Origin of the sequence: Rhizobium sullae (assembly GCF_900169785.1) — a bacterium.
GTDB lineage: Bacteria > Pseudomonadota > Alphaproteobacteria > Rhizobiales > Rhizobiaceae > Rhizobium > Rhizobium sullae.
Window position 1 is genome coordinate 1 of record NZ_FWER01000084.1, and the last position, 17,785, is coordinate 17,785.

The following is a 17,785-nucleotide window of genomic DNA, read 5'->3' on the forward strand; positions in this document are numbered from 1 at the left end:
GACGGTCGTTCCCTTGCCTTCCTCGCTATAGATGCTGGCATGGCCACCTGATTGTTTGGCAAAGCCATAGATCATCGAGAGACCGAGACCGGTGCCGCGGCCCGTTTCCTTGGTCGTGAAAAACGGCTCGAAGGCTCTCTCCTGTACGGCGCGAGGCATGCCGATGCCTGTATCGGAGACAGAAAGCCGGACATAATCACCGGGGGTGAGGCCCTCAAGCTCAACCGCGAAATGCTCGTCGATCCGGGTGTTTTGGGTCTCGACCACGAGCCGCCCGCCACTAGGCATGGCATCTCTTGCATTGACGGCAAGATTAACGATGGCACTTTCGACTTGTGATGGATCTACCCTGGCGGGCCAAAGGTCAGCGGCAAGACTCGTGCTGAGCAAGACCGTCTCGCCAAGTGTGCGGTGGAGCATTTCCGAGAGCCCGAGAACGAAGGTATTCAGATTGACGATCTCAGGTTCAAGATGACTGCGGCGGGCAAATGCCAGAAGTCGAGAGGTCAGGCGAGCGCCCAGTTCGGCCGCATCCAGCGCTTCTTGTGCCAGTTCGCGCTGGTCTGTCGTCGTTAGCCGCGCCTCGAGCATCTCCAGATTGCCGACGATCACCGTCAAGAGATTGTTGAAGTCGTGGGCGATGCCGCCGGTAAGCTGCCCCATGGCCTCCATCTTCTGGGCTTGGCGCAAGGCCCGCTCGGTCGCCTTGTGCGCCGACAGGTCGTGAATGATACCGGTAAAATGGCGTTCACCGTCGATCTGAAATTCACTAACAGCCAGATGCATCGGAAAGGTGCTGCCGTCGCGGCGACGCCCGGTCACCTCGCGGCCGATCCCGATGATTTTGCGGCGTCCGGTGGCAAGATAGTTGCTGATATACCCATCGTGCTCGCGATGATAAGGCTCCGGCATCAGGAAATTGACATTGCGCCCGAGGAATTCGGACTGCTCATAGCCGAACAGCTTCTCGGTTGCCGGGTTGACGGTGGTTATGGAGCCGCGGCTATCAATCGTAATGATGGCGTCAAGCGCCGATTGCAAAATTGCCCGAAGCTTGGATGCTTGCCCGGCGAGTGACGGTTCTAGTTCGTCTGCCATTTGGGTCCGATCTAAAATTTTTAAAGTGCGGCCAGAGCTTTAGCTTCCCCAGCTGGTCGAGACAATAATTAACATGGTTCACGGTAAAGCCTGTGTTCGGTGTTCCGAAAGAGGCTGACGCATCGGCAGTCCGTTTTTTTCCTGAACTGAACGACGGGACGTGCCTAGGCTGTGGCGCATGTCTGCTGGTCTGTCCCGTCGGAGCGATCGCTCTTCGAGCGCGTGGAGCGGAGAGCGCCGATGTCTGAGCCGGAATTGCCCTACCATATTTCGAGCGCCGTAGTCGCCGCGATGCCGGCACGCCCCGAGGGTTTACTGGCCGCGCTTGCAGGGATGGAAAACGTCAAAGTCCATGGTCATGCCGGCGGCGCCTTCCTGTTTTGGAGACGACGCAGGCGAAAGACTGGTGTTTCCGCGTATGGAAAGCTGCGTTGGCAATGGAGATTGTCGTTCTTCTGCTGCTCCGGTGCAAGATGAGGGACATCATCAGGGCCGAATTTCAGGAACGGTGACCAACCCATCCAGCTGAACTGCTTTGAAATCCGATATCAGGATATCGACCGTCACCGCCCATCGCCCGCTGCGGATGAAGGGGATGGCGTCGACCATCCAGCTGCGGTCGGCTGCCGCAGTGGCCTTGAACTTCAACGGCTCTATTCCCTGTTCCGGGTTTGAAAGCCGTAGTGCAACCTCCTTTACGGCCATCACGCGGTGCCCTTGGTCTGTGACCGAGATCGACGCCGAGCCGGTGCCGGCCGATTGAATGGCGATCTCAAGCTGCGCCATTGCGCTCGAAGAGTGCAAGTGCACATGCAATCTCGCCGGTTGGCTTGCCAATGCAGCACGCGGCGGCTCGGCAAAACGCCATCCGGCGACAGCGGCGAGGATCGCCACCACGATAACGACTTCGGCAGAGACAGAGCGGCGCAACCTCAGACGGGCGCGCTCGTCGCCTAGAATGGCCGGCGCCGTGAGCCAGAACCGATTGAAGTAGGCCACGGCGAGCAAGGTTATGACGAACAGCAGCTTGATCGTCAAAATCAGGCCGTAGGATGAAGTCCACATGGACGACAGTTTCGGAACCTGCAGGCCGATGACGACGGCGCCAGAGAAAATGAGGGCGGTAAGAGGAAGCGGGATGAGACGCGAAAAGACGCGTAGGACGTCTTCTTCCTTGCGCTTCGCGCCGAGACAGCGACTCAGCAAAACGGGCAGGCTGCCGACCCAGAACATCGATGAGCCGCTGTGAATGAAGATCGCCGCACGCGCCAGCCACCTCGGTTCGGCCGTGCTTGCATGGCCGGTCGATGAAAAAGCAGCCGCCGCGGCGAGCAACGCGATCAATCCGATCCAACGGCTGCCATCTCCATGCGGGCGCATCGACGGCAGCCAGGCAAGGAAAAACGCTGCTGCACCAAAGGCTATCGAGATGCCGTAACCGCCGTGGAGAGCGAGAAGGAACGGAGCAAGCTGAGGTCTTGACGCAAGTGGAAAACCAAGTTCGTCAAGGCCCTGCAAGTAGGCAGAGCCCGCGAGAAGTACCAGGCCAAGCGGCGGCGCCCAGGTCCGGCTGAGACTGGATGCAGGGGCTGTGTTCTTCAGGCAGCTTTCAAAAAAGGCGCCTCCGATTGCGAAGGAAAAGCAGAGATAAAGCAGCCAACGCGTCGCCCAAATTGACCAGTGCAGCGCAGCCGATTTCGGTTCCGTTACGGTTCCGAGTGATGCGCTCGGCGCGCCGATCGAGAAGGCGACGGTGCCGGCAACCGGGTGGCCGTCTTCGGAGATGACACGGAAACTGAAGAGGTAGGTTCCGAGCGCCTGGATATCTGGATCGGAAACCACAAGTCTTGTGCCGTCAGCTGTCGCGTAGAACGATCGGCTGCTCCCGTCCGGCGCAATTCCGGTCAGAACGAGAGGAGCAACAGCTTCGTTGAACTCGAAAACAATCGCGCGGGGCGGTGCCGCAATCACCGCCCCTTGGGCGGGCATCGATCTGACGAGGGAGGCATGGGCAAATGCCGCGGCCGGCTCGAATAGCGCTGTCAGGATGACGAGGACCGCAAACCGAAGAAAAGTGACCACGGCAATTGAGGAAGGCGCCGTGATCAGGTTTCGCAACTCAGCCATGGCAGTTCCTCGATCGCACTTTCTCAAGAATGCGGCTGTTCGATGACCTCGAAGAAGGGAGCCGGCGCCTCGTAATCGTCCGACGTCTTGCCAGCGGCCGGAATATCGATCCACCGCTCGGCGGCGCCATCCGTGCACTCCTGGACAACAGGAAGATAGACCTTGGTTCCGGCGGCGAGTTCGTTGGCAACGACGCCGCGGAATATGAATTCGTCATACTCGTCGTCGGCAAGGCTGCCTCCGGACCAGACGAGTTCCGTAATGCCTTCGGCTACCGGCTTGCCATAAAGCGGGTCGGCTTTTGCATATTTGCCCGTGGCCTTTTCGATCGTCCAGCCTGCCTTCGGCATCGGCTTGACCGAGAGAATGCCCTCCGGAATCTGAACGCGGAACTTGGTGGTCGGCTTGCCGTCGCAACCATGTCCAACGCGCAGGATTGCCTTGTAGGCTTTGCCGGCAGGGGCTTCCGCCTTTTCAAGCGTGACATGGGCGCTGGCCGAAGCCGCGCCTGCAAGGCAAAGACCAAGTGTGATAAGGGATGATTTAAGCACTGTCACTCTCCCTGGGGCGATTGCCGCTGGCGGCTTGCAGGCGCTGGGCCATCTCAGCCCAGCTGCCGGCATTGAAGCGCTACGCGGGACTATTGGGTGATCTTGGCAATGTCCGCATCGAGGCGCTTGCGAACCATGTTCGGAAGCTTTGCGGTCTTGATGGCTTCAAGATTTGCCGGCGCGTCACCGACCTGGACCAACGCGACCATTCCCATGGCGACGTGCGGCGTGCACTTGATCACATAGGCGCCAGGCGCATCGAACTTGATCTGAACCTGCTCGTTCGGCTTCGACTTGAACGCGGCTGCGCCCTCGGGGATCAGACCCTTGAAGGATTCGACATTGTGAGATTTGTCGGTCGGGACGAAGGTGATAGTGTCGCCGGGGGCGACCTTGGTAAAGCTCGGCTCAAATACCATGGCGCCGGCAGCACTCTTGTTGAGCATCTGCACTTGGTGGTCGGCTGCCATCAACGGCATGGTGGTACCAGCAAGCACGGCCGTCGCGGCAAAGAGACCCGCAAATATCGAACGCATTTCATATCTCCTAGTTGAACGATGGCCGAACTGGCCGTCGGCTGCTGTGATAGCCATGTTGCGCGGGTGCTTCTTTGACGTTGGTCAAATAGAGCCATCAACATCCCAAACAGATGATTGCCGATGACGGCTGAATGCTGAGGGGAGATGGTGTTTGAAATACTGAAGGCCGTGAGCCGATCCGCGGCGCCGCAACGGACAGCAACGCCTGCCTTCGCCATCGGGCGTCACGATCGCTCGGCCTGTGATCGTCGGTGGCTTATTGATTCTGAGCGCTGACGACCGGCTACGCGTACGCTCCGTCGATCAGCGCTCCGGCAGTTTGAGGATGATCAGTCCAGCAATTCGCGAACCCGCACGGCCAGATCCTTTGCCGTATAGGGCTTGCGCAGCCAGCGGCCGGGCGTTGCAAATTCGCGGCCGCCGAGACCCGGTTCAGCGTAGCCCGACGTAAAGAGGATCTTCAGGTCGGAGCGCATGAGGCGCGCCTCCTTGGCAAGTTCGTCGCCTGTCATGCCGCCGGGCATGACAATATCTGTGAACAGAAGGGCGATCGTGGGATCTTCGGCCAGGATCTCCAGCGCCGTCTGCGCGTTGCTCGCCTCGATGACCTTGTAGCCCATCGACGACAGGCGCGCGACGGCAACCCGGCGCACCCGCGCATCGTCCTCGACCACCAGCACGGTCTCGGCGCCGCCCGGCAGCACATCGCGCGCGTCGGGTTTCGTATCGGAGGCCCCAACTTTTGCCGCTGCTGCCTGTACCCAGGGAAGATAGATACGGATCGTCGTGCCGTGCCCGACCTCGCTGTAGAGCTGCAGGTGACCGCCTGACTGCTTCACGAAGCCGTAGACCATGCTGAGGCCGAGGCCAGTACCGGAACCAACGTCCTTGGTGGTGAAGAACGGCTCAAAGGCGTGTTCCTTGACTTCATCCGACATGCCTACACCTGTATCGGTGACGGAAATGAGAACGAAGTTTCCAGTGCGCACCTGCGGATACATCTTTGCGTAGTCCGCATCGAGATAGACGCGGTTGATCTCCGTTGTCAGGCTGCCGCCGCGCGGCATTGCGTCCCGGGCATTCAGCGCGATGTTCAAAAGCGCGTTCTGCAGCTGGGAACTGTCGACCAGCACATTGTGGTTCGAACCAACGATGACCGTCTTCAGGTCGATATTTTCGCCAAGCGTCCGCCGCAACAGATCGGAGAAGCTCGATACCAGCTGCCCGAGGTCCGCAAGCGTCGGATTGAGGGGCTGGCGGCGCCCGAACGCCAAAAGTTGCTCCGTCAGTTTTGCGCCATCGCCGGCCGCGTCCTGCGCCTCCCGCAGCAGCACGTTGAGCGGCCCCTCCGGAAGCTTCGCTTCGATCATTTCGAGATTGCCGCTGATCACCGTCAGAAGATTGTTGAAGTCATGGGCAATCCCCCCTGTCAATTGCCCGACGGCTTCCATCTTTTGCGCCTGCCTGAGATCTTCCTCAATCTTGTACCTGCCCGTCAGATCGCGGACGAAGCCTGTAAATATCCGCTCGCCATTTGCCGTGGTCTCACCGACGTGAAGCTCCATCGGGAATTTCGATCCGTCGGCCCGCTGACCGGTCACCACCCGGCCGTAGCCAATAATGCGGCGCTCGCCCGTCTTGATGTAGCGCGAGATATAGCCATCGTGGGCGTCACGATCGGGGTTTGGCATCAGATTGCTGATATTCCGGCCGCAGATGTCGTCTGCTTTAAGACCGAAGAGTTTTTCTGCGGCGGTGCTGAAAGAAACGACGATACCGCGCTCATTGATCACGATCATCGCTTCGGGAACCGTTGCGAGAATGGACCGGAGGTGGGCCTCGCGCGCGTTGACCTCGCTTTCGGCCCGCTTCAGGTCGCTGATGTCATTGTTGGTTTGGATGATGTCCGCTTCGCCGTCGGAAAGATTCACCACCATGCAACGCGACGTGACATAGACATCATAGCCGTTCTTGTGACGATGGATGATTTCGCCCTGCCAGTAACCTTGCTGACGCAGCTGCTCGCTGACGCTTTCGCGCGGCTCGCGAACCTGCGAAGCAAGCAGGTCGTCAACGGCTTTGCCGACAGCCTCCTCGCGCGTCCAGCCGTACATGTTTTCGCAGCCGGCCGACCATTCAGTAATGACGCCGTCAAAGCCGTGCACGATGATGTTGTTGGCGCCGCCCATGATGCGGACGATGGCGTCCAGTTCTTGCTTTGATGCTGTGCGCGGTGAAATGAAGCGATGCGGCATAGTGTTCAACTCGTTTGTCCCGAGCCTGTTAGTGAATACTGCAGCTATGGCAATTTTCCAGAGAGAAATCATCCCCATTGCCGGACAATTGAACGAGACGCTTCAGACTCAGGATCTTCATGTCGTGGCGTCCGACCGGGACGAGAACGCTCCGGCTGGCGAGCTTGCTGATGGTGCGCGACACCGTCTCGATGGTGAGACCAAGATAGTCGGCGATATCGAGCCTGTTCATCGGCAGCGTCACAAGGTCGCCTGCCGCGTTCGTCATGTCTCGGGAAATGAGCTGGAGCAGGAAGCTGCACAAGCGTTCCTCTGCATTCTTCTTCGACAACAGCACCATCTGATCGTGAGCAGCAGCCATTTCCTGGCACAGCAGCGATATGAAATCAGGACGAAGACAGGCGGAGCGGAAGATTTCGTCGTGGAAGTTCTTCCGCGCGATGCGGCGAATCTTGCAATCCGTGACGGCTTCGGCAGTGTAGAGATAGCGCTCCTGGAGCGACGTGCCGACGAGGTCGCCCGGATACAGAAAGGCCGTGATCACGCGCCGGCCGTCGCCAATGATGCGGTAGAGGCGCATAACGCCGTCGACGAGTTCAAAAAGATGGTTCGCCGCGTCGCCTTCCCAGAACAGGGCCTTGCCGGTTTGAAGCACTTCCTGCGGAATGGAATGAAAAAGCGATTTCAGGGACATTTGTCCCGAATTGTCGGCCATCGAGCCCTTGACAGCTTCGAACGCGATATTTTTTTGCATCAACATTTTTGAACCCTCTGTCCCGTTTGATGAGGGCAGTAAAAACGGCTCGCGTTACGCGGGAATGCTCGCAGCGTGCATATTGGTGCGAAAGTGTAACAGTCTGTAACAGAGCAACAGATTCGCGAGGGAAGATGCAGAATAATCCATAAAAGTCAGCGTGCGCCCGCCGCCCGTGTTGCGATCGTTGACATAGATCAAGGATCGGCCCCGGCGCTCGTGTCAGCTCTCCCCCTACAAGATCGGAAAGAAGATTACGCTTCTGCGTGATCGTCTGTGCTTGGGGACAACGACATGAACTATATGACGGAAACGGTGGCAATCGCCGCGTTCGCGTTCTTCGCGCTGCTCGGCGCTGCTTTCGCGCACGACCACCTCTTTGCAGCACATATGTGGGTGCTGTTCTTCGTGCTGATGGGAAGCACGCTTGTGCTTCTCCGCCGCGTTAATTTCGCACCGGCTGCCCAGCGGCCGAAGCCAGCTTCGTCCGAATATTTTGACGACGTTGTTCGGTATGGTGTCATCGCCACCGTATTTTGGGGCGTGGTCGGCTTTCTCGTTGGGGTCGTTGTCGCGCTTCAGCTCGCCTATCCCGATCTGAACATCGCTCCGTATTTCAACTTTGGGCGCCTGCGGCCGGTCCACACATCCGCTGTCGTTTTCGCTTTCGGCGGCAACGCGTTGATTGCCACGTCCTTCTATGTCGTCCAGAGAACCTGTCGGGCCCGCCTCTTCGGCGGCAACCTCGGCTGGTTCGTATTTTGGGGCTACCAGCTCTTCATCGTCATGGCCGCCACTGGCTATCTCTTGGGTATCACCGAGGGGCGGGAATACGCGGAGCCTGAATGGTATGTCGACATCTGGCTGACGATCGTCTGGGTCGCTTATCTGCTCGCATTCCTAGGGACGCTTTTGAAGCGCAAGGAACCGCACATCTATGTCGCGAACTGGTTCTACCTCGGTTTCATCGTCACGGTGGCGATGCTGCATGTCGTCAATAACCTCTCGATGCCGGTCTCCTTGCTCGGCTCGAAGAGCTATTCAGCATTCTCCGGCGTTCAGGACGCTTTGACCCAGTGGTGGTACGGCCATAACGCAGTCGGCTTCTTCCTGACTGCTGGCTTCCTGGGCATGATGTATTACTTCGTACCGAAGCAGGCGAACCGGCCGGTCTACTCCTATCGCCTGTCGATCATCCACTTCTGGGCCCTGATCTTCATGTATATCTGGGCCGGTCCGCATCATTTGCACTATACGGCGCTGCCGGATTGGGCGCAGACGCTCGGCATGGTCTTTTCCGTCATGCTCTGGATGCCGTCGTGGGGCGGCATGATCAACGGCCTGATGACGCTTTCGGGCGCCTGGGACAAGATCCGCACAGACCCGATCATCCGCATGATGATCATGGCAATCGCCTTTTACGGAATGTCGACCTTCGAAGGTCCCATGATGTCGGTCAAGGCTGTCAACTCGCTCAGCCACTATACGGAATGGACGATCGGTCACGTCCACTCGGGCGCACTCGGCTGGGTCGGCATGATCACCTTCGGTGCCATCTATTACCTGACGCCGAAGCTTTGGGGACAGGAGCGTCTCTATAGCTTGCGCATGGTCAACTGGCATTTCTGGCTCGCGACGCTTGGCATCGTCATTTACGCCGCCGTGCTTTGGGTTGCCGGCATCCAGCAGGGCCTGATGTGGCGCGAATATAATAGCCAGGGCTTCCTCGTCTATTCCTTCGCCGAGACCGTCGCTGCAATGTTCCCATACTACCTGCTGCGAGCCGTGGGTGGCGCTCTGTACCTCGCGGGCGGTCTGATCATGGCATTCAATGTCTACATGACCATCTGTGGTTACCAACGCAACGAGGCACCGATGCCAGGTGCTCTCGTCGCCCAGCCTGCCGAGTGAGGAACGACCATGTCGATACTTGAGAAACACCAGATCATAGAAAAGAACGCGACGCTCCTGCTGGTGGGATCACTCCTGGTTGTCAGCGTCGGCGGCATCGTGGAAATCGCGCCGCTGTTCTACCTGCAGAACACGATCGAAAAGGTGGAGGGAATGCGTCCCTATACGCCGCTGGAGCTGGCCGGCCGCAATATCTACGTCCGCGAGGGCTGCTACGTCTGCCACAGCCAAATGATCCGGCCATTCCGCGACGAAGTCGAACGCTACGGACATTATTCGCTCGCCGCCGAATCTATGTACGACCATCCCTTCCAATGGGGTTCAAAGCGTACCGGACCTGACCTTGCACGCGTGGGTGGTCGCTATTCGAATGAATGGCAGGTCCAGCATCTCGCCGATCCGCGCGCGGTCGTGCCGGAATCGATCATGCCGGGCTACGCCTTTCTCAAGACCAACGAGGTCGCGGTCAAGGATGTCGGCATGGATCTCAAGGCAAACGGAATTGTCGGTGTGCCCTACACGCCGGACATGATCGCCAACGCCGCGGCCGATATGAAAATGCAGGCCGATCCGAACGCCGACACCACAGCGCTGCTCGAACGTTATCCGAAGGCCAAGACAGGTGACTTCGACGGCGACCCTTCGAAGCTGACGGAGATGGACGCGTTGGTGGCTTACCTACAGATGCTTGGCACCTTGGTCGACTATTCGACCTATGACGATGCAACCGGATATCGCTGAGGAACGCGCCATGGAAACCTACACCGCAATGCGCCACTTCGCCGACAGTTGGGGCCTTCTTGCCATGACCCTGTTCTTCATCGGCGTCGTCCTTTTCACGCTCCGTCCAGGCAGCAGGGAAAGCGCCAATGAAGCCGCAAGCATACCCTTGAAGGATGACTGATATGTCGGACAAACATGTTGATGAACTCAGCGGCGTCGAAACCACCGGGCATGAATGGGACGGTATCCGCGAGCTGAACAATCCCATGCCGCGGTGGTGGGTCTGGACGTTCTATGCGACGATCTTGTGGGCGGTGGGATATGCCATTGCTTATCCTTCCATTCCACTTTTGACCAAGGCCACCGATGGGCTGCTCGGCTTTTCGAGCCGCGCCGATCTTACGCAGGAGGTGGAAACGGCAATGTCAGCCCAGACCATGTTTCTCGACCAGATCGCCGCAAAGACGGTCGGCGAAATCGACGCAGATGCCAATCTGCGGCAATTCGCCATCTCCGGCGGCGCTTCAGCGTTCAAGGTCAACTGCGCGCAGTGCCACGGCAGTGGCGCAGCCGGTGGTCCGGGGTTCCCGAATCTGAATGACGACGATTGGCTATGGGGCGGCGATCTTGAATCAATCCGAAAGACCATCGCCCATGGCGTCCGTTTTGACGGTGACAGCGACACCCATGTGTCCGAGATGCCGGCGTTTGCTGATATCCTCGATGCCACGCAGACCCGCAATGTCGCTGCCTATGTCTGGAGCTTGACAAAAGCGCCTTCCGATCCGGAGATGGCAAGGGCCGGGAAACAGCCTTATCTCGACAATTGCGCGGCCTGTCACGGGGAAGACGGCAAGGGCAACATTGACATGGGTGCGCCCAATCTGGCTGATGCCATCTGGTTGAAGGGGGAGAGCGAAGAAGCAGTCGCCCGCCAGATCAGCGCGCCGAAACACGGAATGATGCCGGCCTGGTCCGCCCGCCTCGGCGATACGACCGTCAAGGAACTCACCGTCTTCGTCTATTCCTTGGGCGGTGGAAAATAGGGGCTCAATCATGTCGACACACGATAGCAATCCGCTGATCTCGCTCTATGGAACACCGCGCTCGGTCGTCCACACGCGCGTCTCCGTCCGGGCCAAAGTGCCTGTCACGGCAGACGAAGAAAAGGAAGAATCCGAAAAACTTGGCCAAGCGATGATCAGTTTGACTTGCCTCAAGGATCATTCGACCACAAGCCGCTAATAAGCAGACGTCCCCTGCAGGGCTCTCCCTCTGCAGTTCCCTCCTGGCCACGCCTTTGGGCGTGGCTTTTTTGCATTTGTCGTTCGGCCTGCTTCTTGACCTACGTCAAGGAAGGCGGCGCTGCGGAATGCGACAAGGGCGCATCAATGACGGATGCTGATCATGAACCTCTACACCGCCCCGAGCCCGAGCGACAACAAGACCGTCGAACATCTTCACGTAGAGCCGGTCAACGCCGCGCGCAATCGTCAGCCACTTTATGCCGCGCGCAAGAAGGTCTTTCCCAAGAGGGCGGAAGGCCGTTTCCGGCGGTTCAAATGGATCGCGATGCTGATCACGCTCGGGATCTATTATCTCTCGCCGTGGCTTCGGTGGGACAGAGGTCCTTACGCGCCCGATCAGGCGGTCCTGGTCGATCTGTCATCCCGCCGTTTCTTCTTTTTTTTCATCGAGATCTGGCCGCAGGAATTCTTCTACGTGGCCGGCCTGCTTGTCATGGCGGGCTTCGGCTTGTTCCTGGTGACTTCCGCGGTCGGGAGAGCATGGTGTGGCTATGCCTGTCCGCAGACGGTATGGGTCGATCTGTTTCTCGTCATTGAGCGCGCCATCGAGGGCGATCGCAACGCTCGAATCAAGCTCGACAATGCGCCATGGAGCGCCGGCAAGCTGGTGAAGCGCGTCACCAAACACGTGAGTTGGCTTGTCGTCGGTGCTGCAACCGGGGGCGCCTGGATTTTCTACTTTGCCGATGCGCCAACGCTGGCGCTGAGTTTTCTGAAAGGCCAGGCGCCGTCGGTCGCCTATGCAACCGTCGCAACGCTCACTGCAACCACCTATGTGCTCGGCGGACTGATGCGCGAGCAGGTCTGCACCTACATGTGCCCGTGGCCCCGTATCCAGGGCGCGATGCTCGATGAAAACTCCCTTGTCGTCACCTACAATGACTGGCGCGGCGAGCCACGCTCCCGCCATGCCAAGAAGGCGGCCCTCTCGGGCCAGGCCGTTGGCGACTGCGTCGATTGCAACGCCTGCGTGGCCGTCTGTCCGATGGGCATCGACATCCGCGACGGCCAGCAAATGGAATGCATCACCTGCGCGCTTTGCATCGATGCCTGCGATGGCGTCATGGACAAGCTGAACAAGCCGCGCGGCCTCATCGCCTATGCGACGCTGAGCGAATATGCAGCCAACATGGCGCTTGCTACCGACAACGGGAAAATCGGCGTGCAGCCCCAGCGCGTTCGCGACGACGGCGGAGACTTCGTCGCAGCAGTCCGGCATTTCAATTGGCGCGTCATCTTCAGGCCTCGCGTGATCTTCTATGCAGCCGTCTGGGCAGCGGCAGGGGTCGGTATGCTTGTCCATCTCGCACTGCGCGAGCGGCTTGACCTCAACGTCGTGCACGACAGAAACCCGCAGTTCGTGCTGGAATCAGACGGCTCGGTCCGCAACGGTTACACGCTTCGCATTCTCAACATGCTGCCGCAGCCCCGCACGATTGCGTTGCATCTCGAAGGAATGGACGGTGCGACGATGAGAATTCCGGAACTATCGACGGGGGAAGGCCGAAAATTCATGATCGAAACGAAGCCCGACACGGCAATGGCGCTCAAGGTCTTCGTCACAGCCAAGAATGCCACCAGTGCGGTCAGCGAATTTCTCTTCGTGGCCAACGACCCGGCAGGCACGGATAGCTCGGTCTACAAAGCCGCCTTCAATGCACCAGGAGCCAGGAAATGAGCGACTATCCGATCACCGGCGGCAAAGGCTTTACCGGCCGACATATGCTCCTCATTATGCTTACCTTCTTTGGCATCATTATTGCCGTCAACATGACGATGGCCTGGTACGCCTCATCGAGCTGGAGCGGGCTCGTGGTGAAAAACACCTATGTGGCGAGCCAGGAATTCAACAAGAAGGCGGAGGCAATGCGCGCTATGGCCATGAGCGGCGTTTCTGGCAAGTTCGCGCTTCATGACGGGCTGATCGTCTATGAGCTGCACAATCGCGACGGTTTCCCCGCCGCTGCTGACGAGGTCACGGCGCATTTCAAGCGGCCGGTCGGGGACCACGAGGACTTCGTCATCGAATTGCCGAAGAGCCATGACGGCCATTTCGAGGCACGCCGCCGCATCCTGTCGGGCGACTGGATTGTTGAAGTCATTTCGAAGAATCAGGGCACGACCGTGATGCACGAGGCCCTGAGGATCAATACCGCGGGGTTCGTCCAATGACATGCTGCACCATGGATGCCGAAGGCGTGCTGTCACTGAGCAGCAACGCCATAAGCGCCGAGGAGGCGCTGCTCGCCAGCCAACCGCTGGGCTCCGGTCTCAGGCAATCGGATTTCAGCGTTCCGGGCGCCCACTGCGGTGCCTGCATTTCCACGATCGAAAAGGCGCTCACGCGGCTGCCTTATGTCAAGAGCGCGCGTGTGAATCTCACGGCAAAGCGCGTTAGCTGCGTGTGGTACGAGGAGATGGACGGCAAGCCGGTCAATCCAGCCGGCATCCTGTCTGCGATCACGGCCTGCGGCTATCACGCGCATCTGTTCACGGCTGACTTGAGCGACGACGACCGCGTTCGCAATCAGCTTCTGCTCGCAGTCGGCGTCTCCGGCTTTGCAGCGGCAAACATCATGCTGCTATCCGTATCGATCTGGTCTGGGGCCGAGGCTGCAACGCGCGACATGTTCCATTGGATATCGGCAATGATCGCAGCGCCGACGCTGATCTATGCCGGACGTTTCTTCTATCAGTCCGCATGGAATGCTCTGAAGCACGGCCGCACCAACATGGATGTGCCGATATCGCTTGCCGTGACGCTGTCTTATTCGATGTCGCTCTGGGAAACGATCCACCATGGAGAACACGCCTGGTTCGATGCATCGGTATCTTTGCTATTTTTCCTGTTGATCGGCCGCACGCTCGATCACGTCATGCGCGACAAGGCACGCGCGGCAATCACCGGCCTGGCGCGGCTTGCCCCGCGCGGCGCGCTGCTGATCAACCCGGACGGCTCGAAGCGTTACGCACCGGTGGACGAAATCGATGTCGGCGATCTGATCGCCGTGCCGGCCGGCGAGCGCATTCCTGTCGATGCCACCGTCGTTGCTGGCCAGAGCGAGGTCGACTTGTCGATTGTCACGGGCGAAAGCACTCCGATGGCAGTGTCGACGGGTGCCGAACTGAAATCCGGCGCGATGAACCTGATGGGCTCGTTGACGATCAGGGCGGCAGCGACTGCAAAGAACTCGTTGCTGGCAGAGATCATCGGCTTGATGGAAGCCGCAGAGGGCGGGCGGGCCCGTTACCGGCGCATCGCCGATCGTGCGGCGAGCTACTACTCGCCGGCCGTTCATCTTCTGGCGCTGATATCCTTTCTCGGCTGGGGCCTGATCGGCGGCGACTGGAAGCAAGCGATGCTGGTTGCGGTCGCCGTCTTGATCATCACCTGCCCCTGCGCGCTGGGCCTGGCGGTTCCCGTTGTTCAGGTCGTGGCTGCCGGGACCCTGTTCCGACGGGGCATCATGGTCAAGGACGGTTCGGCCATGGAACGCTTGGCCGAGATCGATATGGTCGTGTTCGACAAGACCGGAACCTTGACGATGGGCCGGCCCCGTCTCGCCCACCGCACCGATGCCGGTGCTTACGAATTGGCCGTCGCCGCTGGTCTTGCCGCCCATTCCCGGCATCCGTTGTCGCAAGCGCTTTTACGCGAAGCTGGGCTACATGCCCTGGCTTTTGATGCGGTCAAGGAGATCCCGGGCGCTGGGCTGGAAGCCGGAACCGGGAATGGAATCTACCGTCTCGGCAACGCGGCCTTCGCTTGCCCTGAAAGGCCCCGAGGCGCACAACAGAGCGAGGCTTTCTCCGAGGTCGTCCTAACGAAGGACGGGATCGAGCTCGCACGCTTTTACTTCGAGGATACGTTGCGGCCGGGTGCTGATGGCACGATCAAGAGCGTTGCGCGTCAGGGGCTTGCCGTGGTTGTGATGTCGGGCGACCGGGAATGCGTCGTTGAGGCGACGGCGAAGACGCTTGAAATTGATCGCTGGCTGGCGGGATTGACGCCCCGGGGGAAGATGGAGGAATGCGAACGGCTGGGCAAGCTTGGCCATCGCATCCTGATGGTCGGTGACGGCATCAATGATGCACCAGCACTTTCGGTAGCCCATGTCTCGATGGCGCCGGCGACAGCGGCAGATGTCGGCAGGCAGGCAGCAGACCTCGTCTTCCTGCACGACAGTCTGGAGGCCGTGCCCGAGGCGATTTCCGTGTCGCGCCGCGCGGCTCGGTTCATCCGGCAGAACTTCGCGCTGGCGATCGGCTACAACATCATTGCCGTGCCGATCGCGATTGCGGGCTACGCGACGCCCCTGGTCGCAGCCGTGGCGATGTCGACATCGTCGCTCATCGTGGTCGCAAATGCCCTGCGTCTGAACGACAGAGCGAAGTTAGCCGGCAGGCGACATCCCGCCCGCAATACGAAGCGTTCGACGGTGGAGGTCGTTTCGCTATGAACATGTTGATCTACCTCATTCCGATCGCTCTGTTCATGGGCGGCTTGGGTCTTTTTGGTTTTCTCTGGTCTCTGAAGAACAGCCAATATGACGATCTCGAAGGCGCGTCATGGCGCATCCTCGATGACGAGGATGAAAAGATGCCCCGGCCTTAAGGCTATGACGGATGCCAAGAGTTGGCGGATCGTCGCCGGCGCTATTCTACATCTGGCGCAGAGCGGCGATATCGTCGATCCGCACCGTTCTGCCTCTGACAGTGACGCCTGCTTTCTTGAGCGAGCCGAATGCACGCGAAAGCGCTTCCGGCGCAAGGCCTAGCTTGCCGGCGAGCAGGCTCTTTTGATAGGGGAGGCGAACGGTTTCGCTTGGTTTGCCAGGCGAACATTGGCTTAGAAGATAGTTGGCAACCCGCTGAGGGGCGGTCTGCAAACGGTCGCTGGCCACGCATTCCATCGTCACAAGCAGATGATCGGCCATCAGTTGCATGATGTTCCGGTCCAGAGCGCGATCCTCTTCGGCGAGCTGCCTCACGCCCTCGAGGTTGAAGCGTGCAAGCACAATATTATCTGCCGCCTGAGCATTGTAAGCATAGACACCACCGCCACCGATCAGACACTCGGCAAAGGTGTCGCGCGGTTCACAGATCCTGATGTCTGCGGCGCGGCCGACCTCATTCGTCTTGAACAAGCGAACATAGCCTTGGATCACGCAAAAGAACGCGTCGGCTCTTTGGTTTTCCCGGACGATGAAATCACGCGGCTCAAACCTGATAATCTCTGCATGCTTGAGCAGCGTGTTGGCAGTGTTGCTGCCTAGCCCGGCAAAGAGCTTTGAACGCGCCAATACGGAGGTCTCGACGGACATTTTCCTACCCTCGGTGAATTCCAAACCTGATTTAACCTGCGTGAGTGAACTCCTGTTTGATTTTGATCAACCGCATGCGCGAGAAAAGCATGCAAAACTGGACTTTTCGCAGTCCTTGCAAACCGCTAGGCCATTCTTTTGGGAGAAGCGGGACTGTTGCGTTCCCATTTCCCGAGAAATTCGATAATTGGGGAAAGTAACTGGCGGTTCGCGAGTGTCTTCTCGGAAAAGCCCGAGGGAATGTAGAAATGACGGATAAGCAGTCCGAGCATATTTTGGTCGTCGATGACGACGCCCGGATTCGGCAGATGCTGATCCGCTATTTTGAAGACGAAGGATATCGGGTCACGGCCGTCGCCAATGGGACCGCCATGCATGCTGAGCTGGCTAAGACAGACTTTACGGCCATTTTCCTCGATCTGGTTTTGCCTGGCGGCCAAAACGGGCTTCAGCTGGTGCGGGAAGTCCGCGCGAATTCGGACGTGCCGATTTTAATGCTCACCGGCCGCGACGATGTGACCGACAAAGTCGTAGGCCTCGAGGTCGGAGCCGATGATTACATCGCCAAGCCATTCCACCTTCGCGAGGTTCTTGCCCGGCTGAGAACCGTGTTGCGCCGCCGCCAGCCTGCCGAACGTCCGGCGGGACCGCAGGCCGGTGACGAGGGTGTGCTGGAGTTCGATGGATGGCAACTCCACATCCATCGGCGCAAGTTAACGGACCCTTCCGGCAAAGACAAAGCGCTGACAACCGGTGAATTCGATATGCTTCTCGTCTTCGCGCGCAACCCCGGCCGGGTTCTCTCACGCGAAACCTTGATGGACCTCACACGCAGCCGCAACCTGGAGGCATTCGATCGAACGATCGATGCGCAAATTGCCAGGCTACGCCGAAAAATCGAACAGGACCCCAAGAACCCGACGATCATCCAGTCGGTCCGCGGCATCGGCTATGTGTTTACCGGTGGCGGCCACTAGCAGTAATCGCGGCATCAGATTTATTTGACGACGGTCAATGTTGGTCGCGGTCGAAGTCCGTATATCCTTCCGGAAGGGGACAACTCCCTATGGCCAAGAGGGCAGGCAGCTGATTGCGCTGGGGCGCGAGCTCGGCGTTGCGGTGGAGGGGGAGACGGAATGACGCGCAAGCAGAAGCGTCTGGCGGTGATCGGCGGCGGCATGGGCTTCATCCTCGCC

Annotated in this window: 19 protein-coding genes; 12 read left to right on the forward strand and 7 right to left on the reverse strand. The window is 59.1% G+C overall.

From position 1 onward, the window contains the following. Nucleotides 1-1,098, reverse strand: a 1,098-nt coding sequence (locus BN1800_RS36600) for a PAS domain S-box protein (protein ID WP_143534228.1), incomplete at its 3' end; no start/stop codon positions are given. A gap of 92 nt (nt 1,099-1,190) precedes the next feature. Between BN1800_RS36600 and BN1800_RS36605 the strand changes: the two genes are divergently transcribed. Both BN1800_RS36605 and BN1800_RS40950 read left to right on the forward strand, forming a co-directional pair. Continuing rightward, nucleotides 1,191-1,346: a 4Fe-4S binding protein gene (locus tag BN1800_RS36605; RefSeq protein ID WP_087005431.1), complete on the forward strand. Its 156-nt coding sequence runs from the start codon at nt 1,191-1,193 to the stop codon at nt 1,344-1,346. Then, a complete protein-coding gene (locus BN1800_RS40950) occupies nt 1,339-1,575 on the forward strand; it encodes a hypothetical protein (RefSeq protein ID WP_143534229.1) in 237 nt (78 codons plus the stop codon). The genes BN1800_RS36605 and BN1800_RS40950 overlap by 8 nt, the downstream gene beginning before the upstream one ends. A 9-nt stretch (nt 1,576-1,584) precedes the next feature. Here the strand turns inward: BN1800_RS40950 and BN1800_RS36610 are convergent, their stop codons facing one another. From BN1800_RS36610 to BN1800_RS36630, 5 genes are all read right to left on the reverse strand, one after another. Continuing rightward, entirely contained in the window at nt 1,585-3,225 is a 1,641-nt protein-coding gene (locus BN1800_RS36610) for a copper resistance CopC/CopD family protein (protein ID WP_087005433.1), read from the reverse strand. Between the two features lie 23 nt (nt 3,226-3,248). Next, the gene (locus BN1800_RS36615) at nt 3,249-3,776 is read right to left on the reverse strand and encodes a YcnI family copper-binding membrane protein (protein WP_244564785.1); all 528 of its coding nucleotides are present in this window, start codon (nt 3,774-3,776) and stop codon (nt 3,249-3,251) included. An 89-nt stretch (nt 3,777-3,865) separates the two neighbouring features. Further along, entirely contained in the window at nt 3,866-4,312 is a 447-nt protein-coding gene (locus BN1800_RS36620; RefSeq protein WP_087005439.1) for a pseudoazurin, read from the reverse strand. Between the two features lie 332 nt (nt 4,313-4,644). After that, on the reverse strand, nt 4,645-6,570 hold the full coding sequence (locus BN1800_RS36625) for a hybrid sensor histidine kinase/response regulator (protein WP_087005443.1): 1,926 nt from the start codon (nt 6,568-6,570) through the stop codon (nt 4,645-4,647). A gap of 28 nt (nt 6,571-6,598) precedes the next feature. Then, nucleotides 6,599-7,330: a Crp/Fnr family transcriptional regulator gene (locus tag BN1800_RS36630; protein WP_087005446.1), complete on the reverse strand. Its 732-nt coding sequence runs from the start codon at nt 7,328-7,330 to the stop codon at nt 6,599-6,601. Nucleotides 7,331-7,618: 288 nt separating this feature from the next. Between BN1800_RS36630 and ccoN the strand changes: the two genes are divergently transcribed. The 9 genes from ccoN to ccoS all read left to right on the forward strand — a co-directional run bounded on the left by ccoN (nt 7,619) and on the right by ccoS (nt 15,880). After that, nucleotides 7,619-9,235 (forward strand): cytochrome-c oxidase, cbb3-type subunit I, encoded by a 1,617-nt coding sequence (gene ccoN, locus BN1800_RS36635; protein WP_087005470.1) that lies wholly within the window; start codon nt 7,619-7,621, stop codon nt 9,233-9,235. 9 nt (nt 9,236-9,244) lie between these two features. Further along, nucleotides 9,245-9,976, forward strand: a complete 732-nt coding sequence (gene ccoO / locus BN1800_RS36640; protein ID WP_087005449.1) for a cytochrome-c oxidase, cbb3-type subunit II — start codon at nt 9,245-9,247, stop codon at nt 9,974-9,976. Nucleotides 9,977-9,986: 10 nt separating this feature from the next. Continuing rightward, a complete protein-coding gene (locus tag BN1800_RS36645; protein WP_027509756.1) occupies nt 9,987-10,139 on the forward strand; it encodes a CcoQ/FixQ family Cbb3-type cytochrome c oxidase assembly chaperone in 153 nt (50 codons plus the stop codon). A 1-nt stretch (nt 10,140) separates the two neighbouring features. Further along, nucleotides 10,141-11,004 (forward strand): cytochrome-c oxidase, cbb3-type subunit III, encoded by an 864-nt coding sequence (gene ccoP / locus BN1800_RS36650; protein WP_087005452.1) that lies wholly within the window; start codon nt 10,141-10,143, stop codon nt 11,002-11,004. Between the two features lie 10 nt (nt 11,005-11,014). Next, complete coding sequence (locus BN1800_RS36655) at nt 11,015-11,203, forward strand: hypothetical protein (RefSeq protein WP_027509758.1); 189 nt, start codon at nt 11,015-11,017, stop codon at nt 11,201-11,203. Between the two features lie 162 nt (nt 11,204-11,365). Then, on the forward strand, nt 11,366-12,943 hold the full coding sequence (ccoG, locus tag BN1800_RS36660; RefSeq protein ID WP_087005473.1) for a cytochrome c oxidase accessory protein CcoG: 1,578 nt from the start codon (nt 11,366-11,368) through the stop codon (nt 12,941-12,943). Further along, nucleotides 12,940-13,437: a FixH family protein gene (locus BN1800_RS36665; RefSeq protein WP_087005454.1), complete on the forward strand. Its 498-nt coding sequence runs from the start codon at nt 12,940-12,942 to the stop codon at nt 13,435-13,437. The genes ccoG and BN1800_RS36665 overlap by 4 nt, the downstream gene beginning before the upstream one ends. Beyond that, nucleotides 13,434-15,725, forward strand: coding sequence for a cation-translocating P-type ATPase (locus tag BN1800_RS36670; RefSeq protein WP_087005459.1), 2,292 nt, complete (start codon nt 13,434-13,436; stop codon nt 15,723-15,725). The genes BN1800_RS36665 and BN1800_RS36670 overlap by 4 nt, the downstream gene beginning before the upstream one ends. Next, nucleotides 15,722-15,880: a cbb3-type cytochrome oxidase assembly protein CcoS gene (gene ccoS / locus BN1800_RS36675; RefSeq protein ID WP_087005462.1), complete on the forward strand. Its 159-nt coding sequence runs from the start codon at nt 15,722-15,724 to the stop codon at nt 15,878-15,880. The genes BN1800_RS36670 and ccoS overlap by 4 nt, the downstream gene beginning before the upstream one ends. A 46-nt stretch (nt 15,881-15,926) precedes the next feature. Here ccoS and BN1800_RS36680 read toward each other — a convergent pair whose 3' ends face one another. Next, nucleotides 15,927-16,589 (reverse strand): Crp/Fnr family transcriptional regulator, encoded by a 663-nt coding sequence (locus tag BN1800_RS36680; protein WP_087005464.1) that lies wholly within the window; start codon nt 16,587-16,589, stop codon nt 15,927-15,929. Nucleotides 16,590-16,837: 248 nt separating this feature from the next. Between BN1800_RS36680 and BN1800_RS36685 the strand changes: the two genes are divergently transcribed. After that, nucleotides 16,838-17,566 (forward strand): response regulator, encoded by a 729-nt coding sequence (locus tag BN1800_RS36685; RefSeq protein WP_087005467.1) that lies wholly within the window; start codon nt 16,838-16,840, stop codon nt 17,564-17,566. Nucleotides 17,567-17,785: the final 219 nt, after the last annotated feature.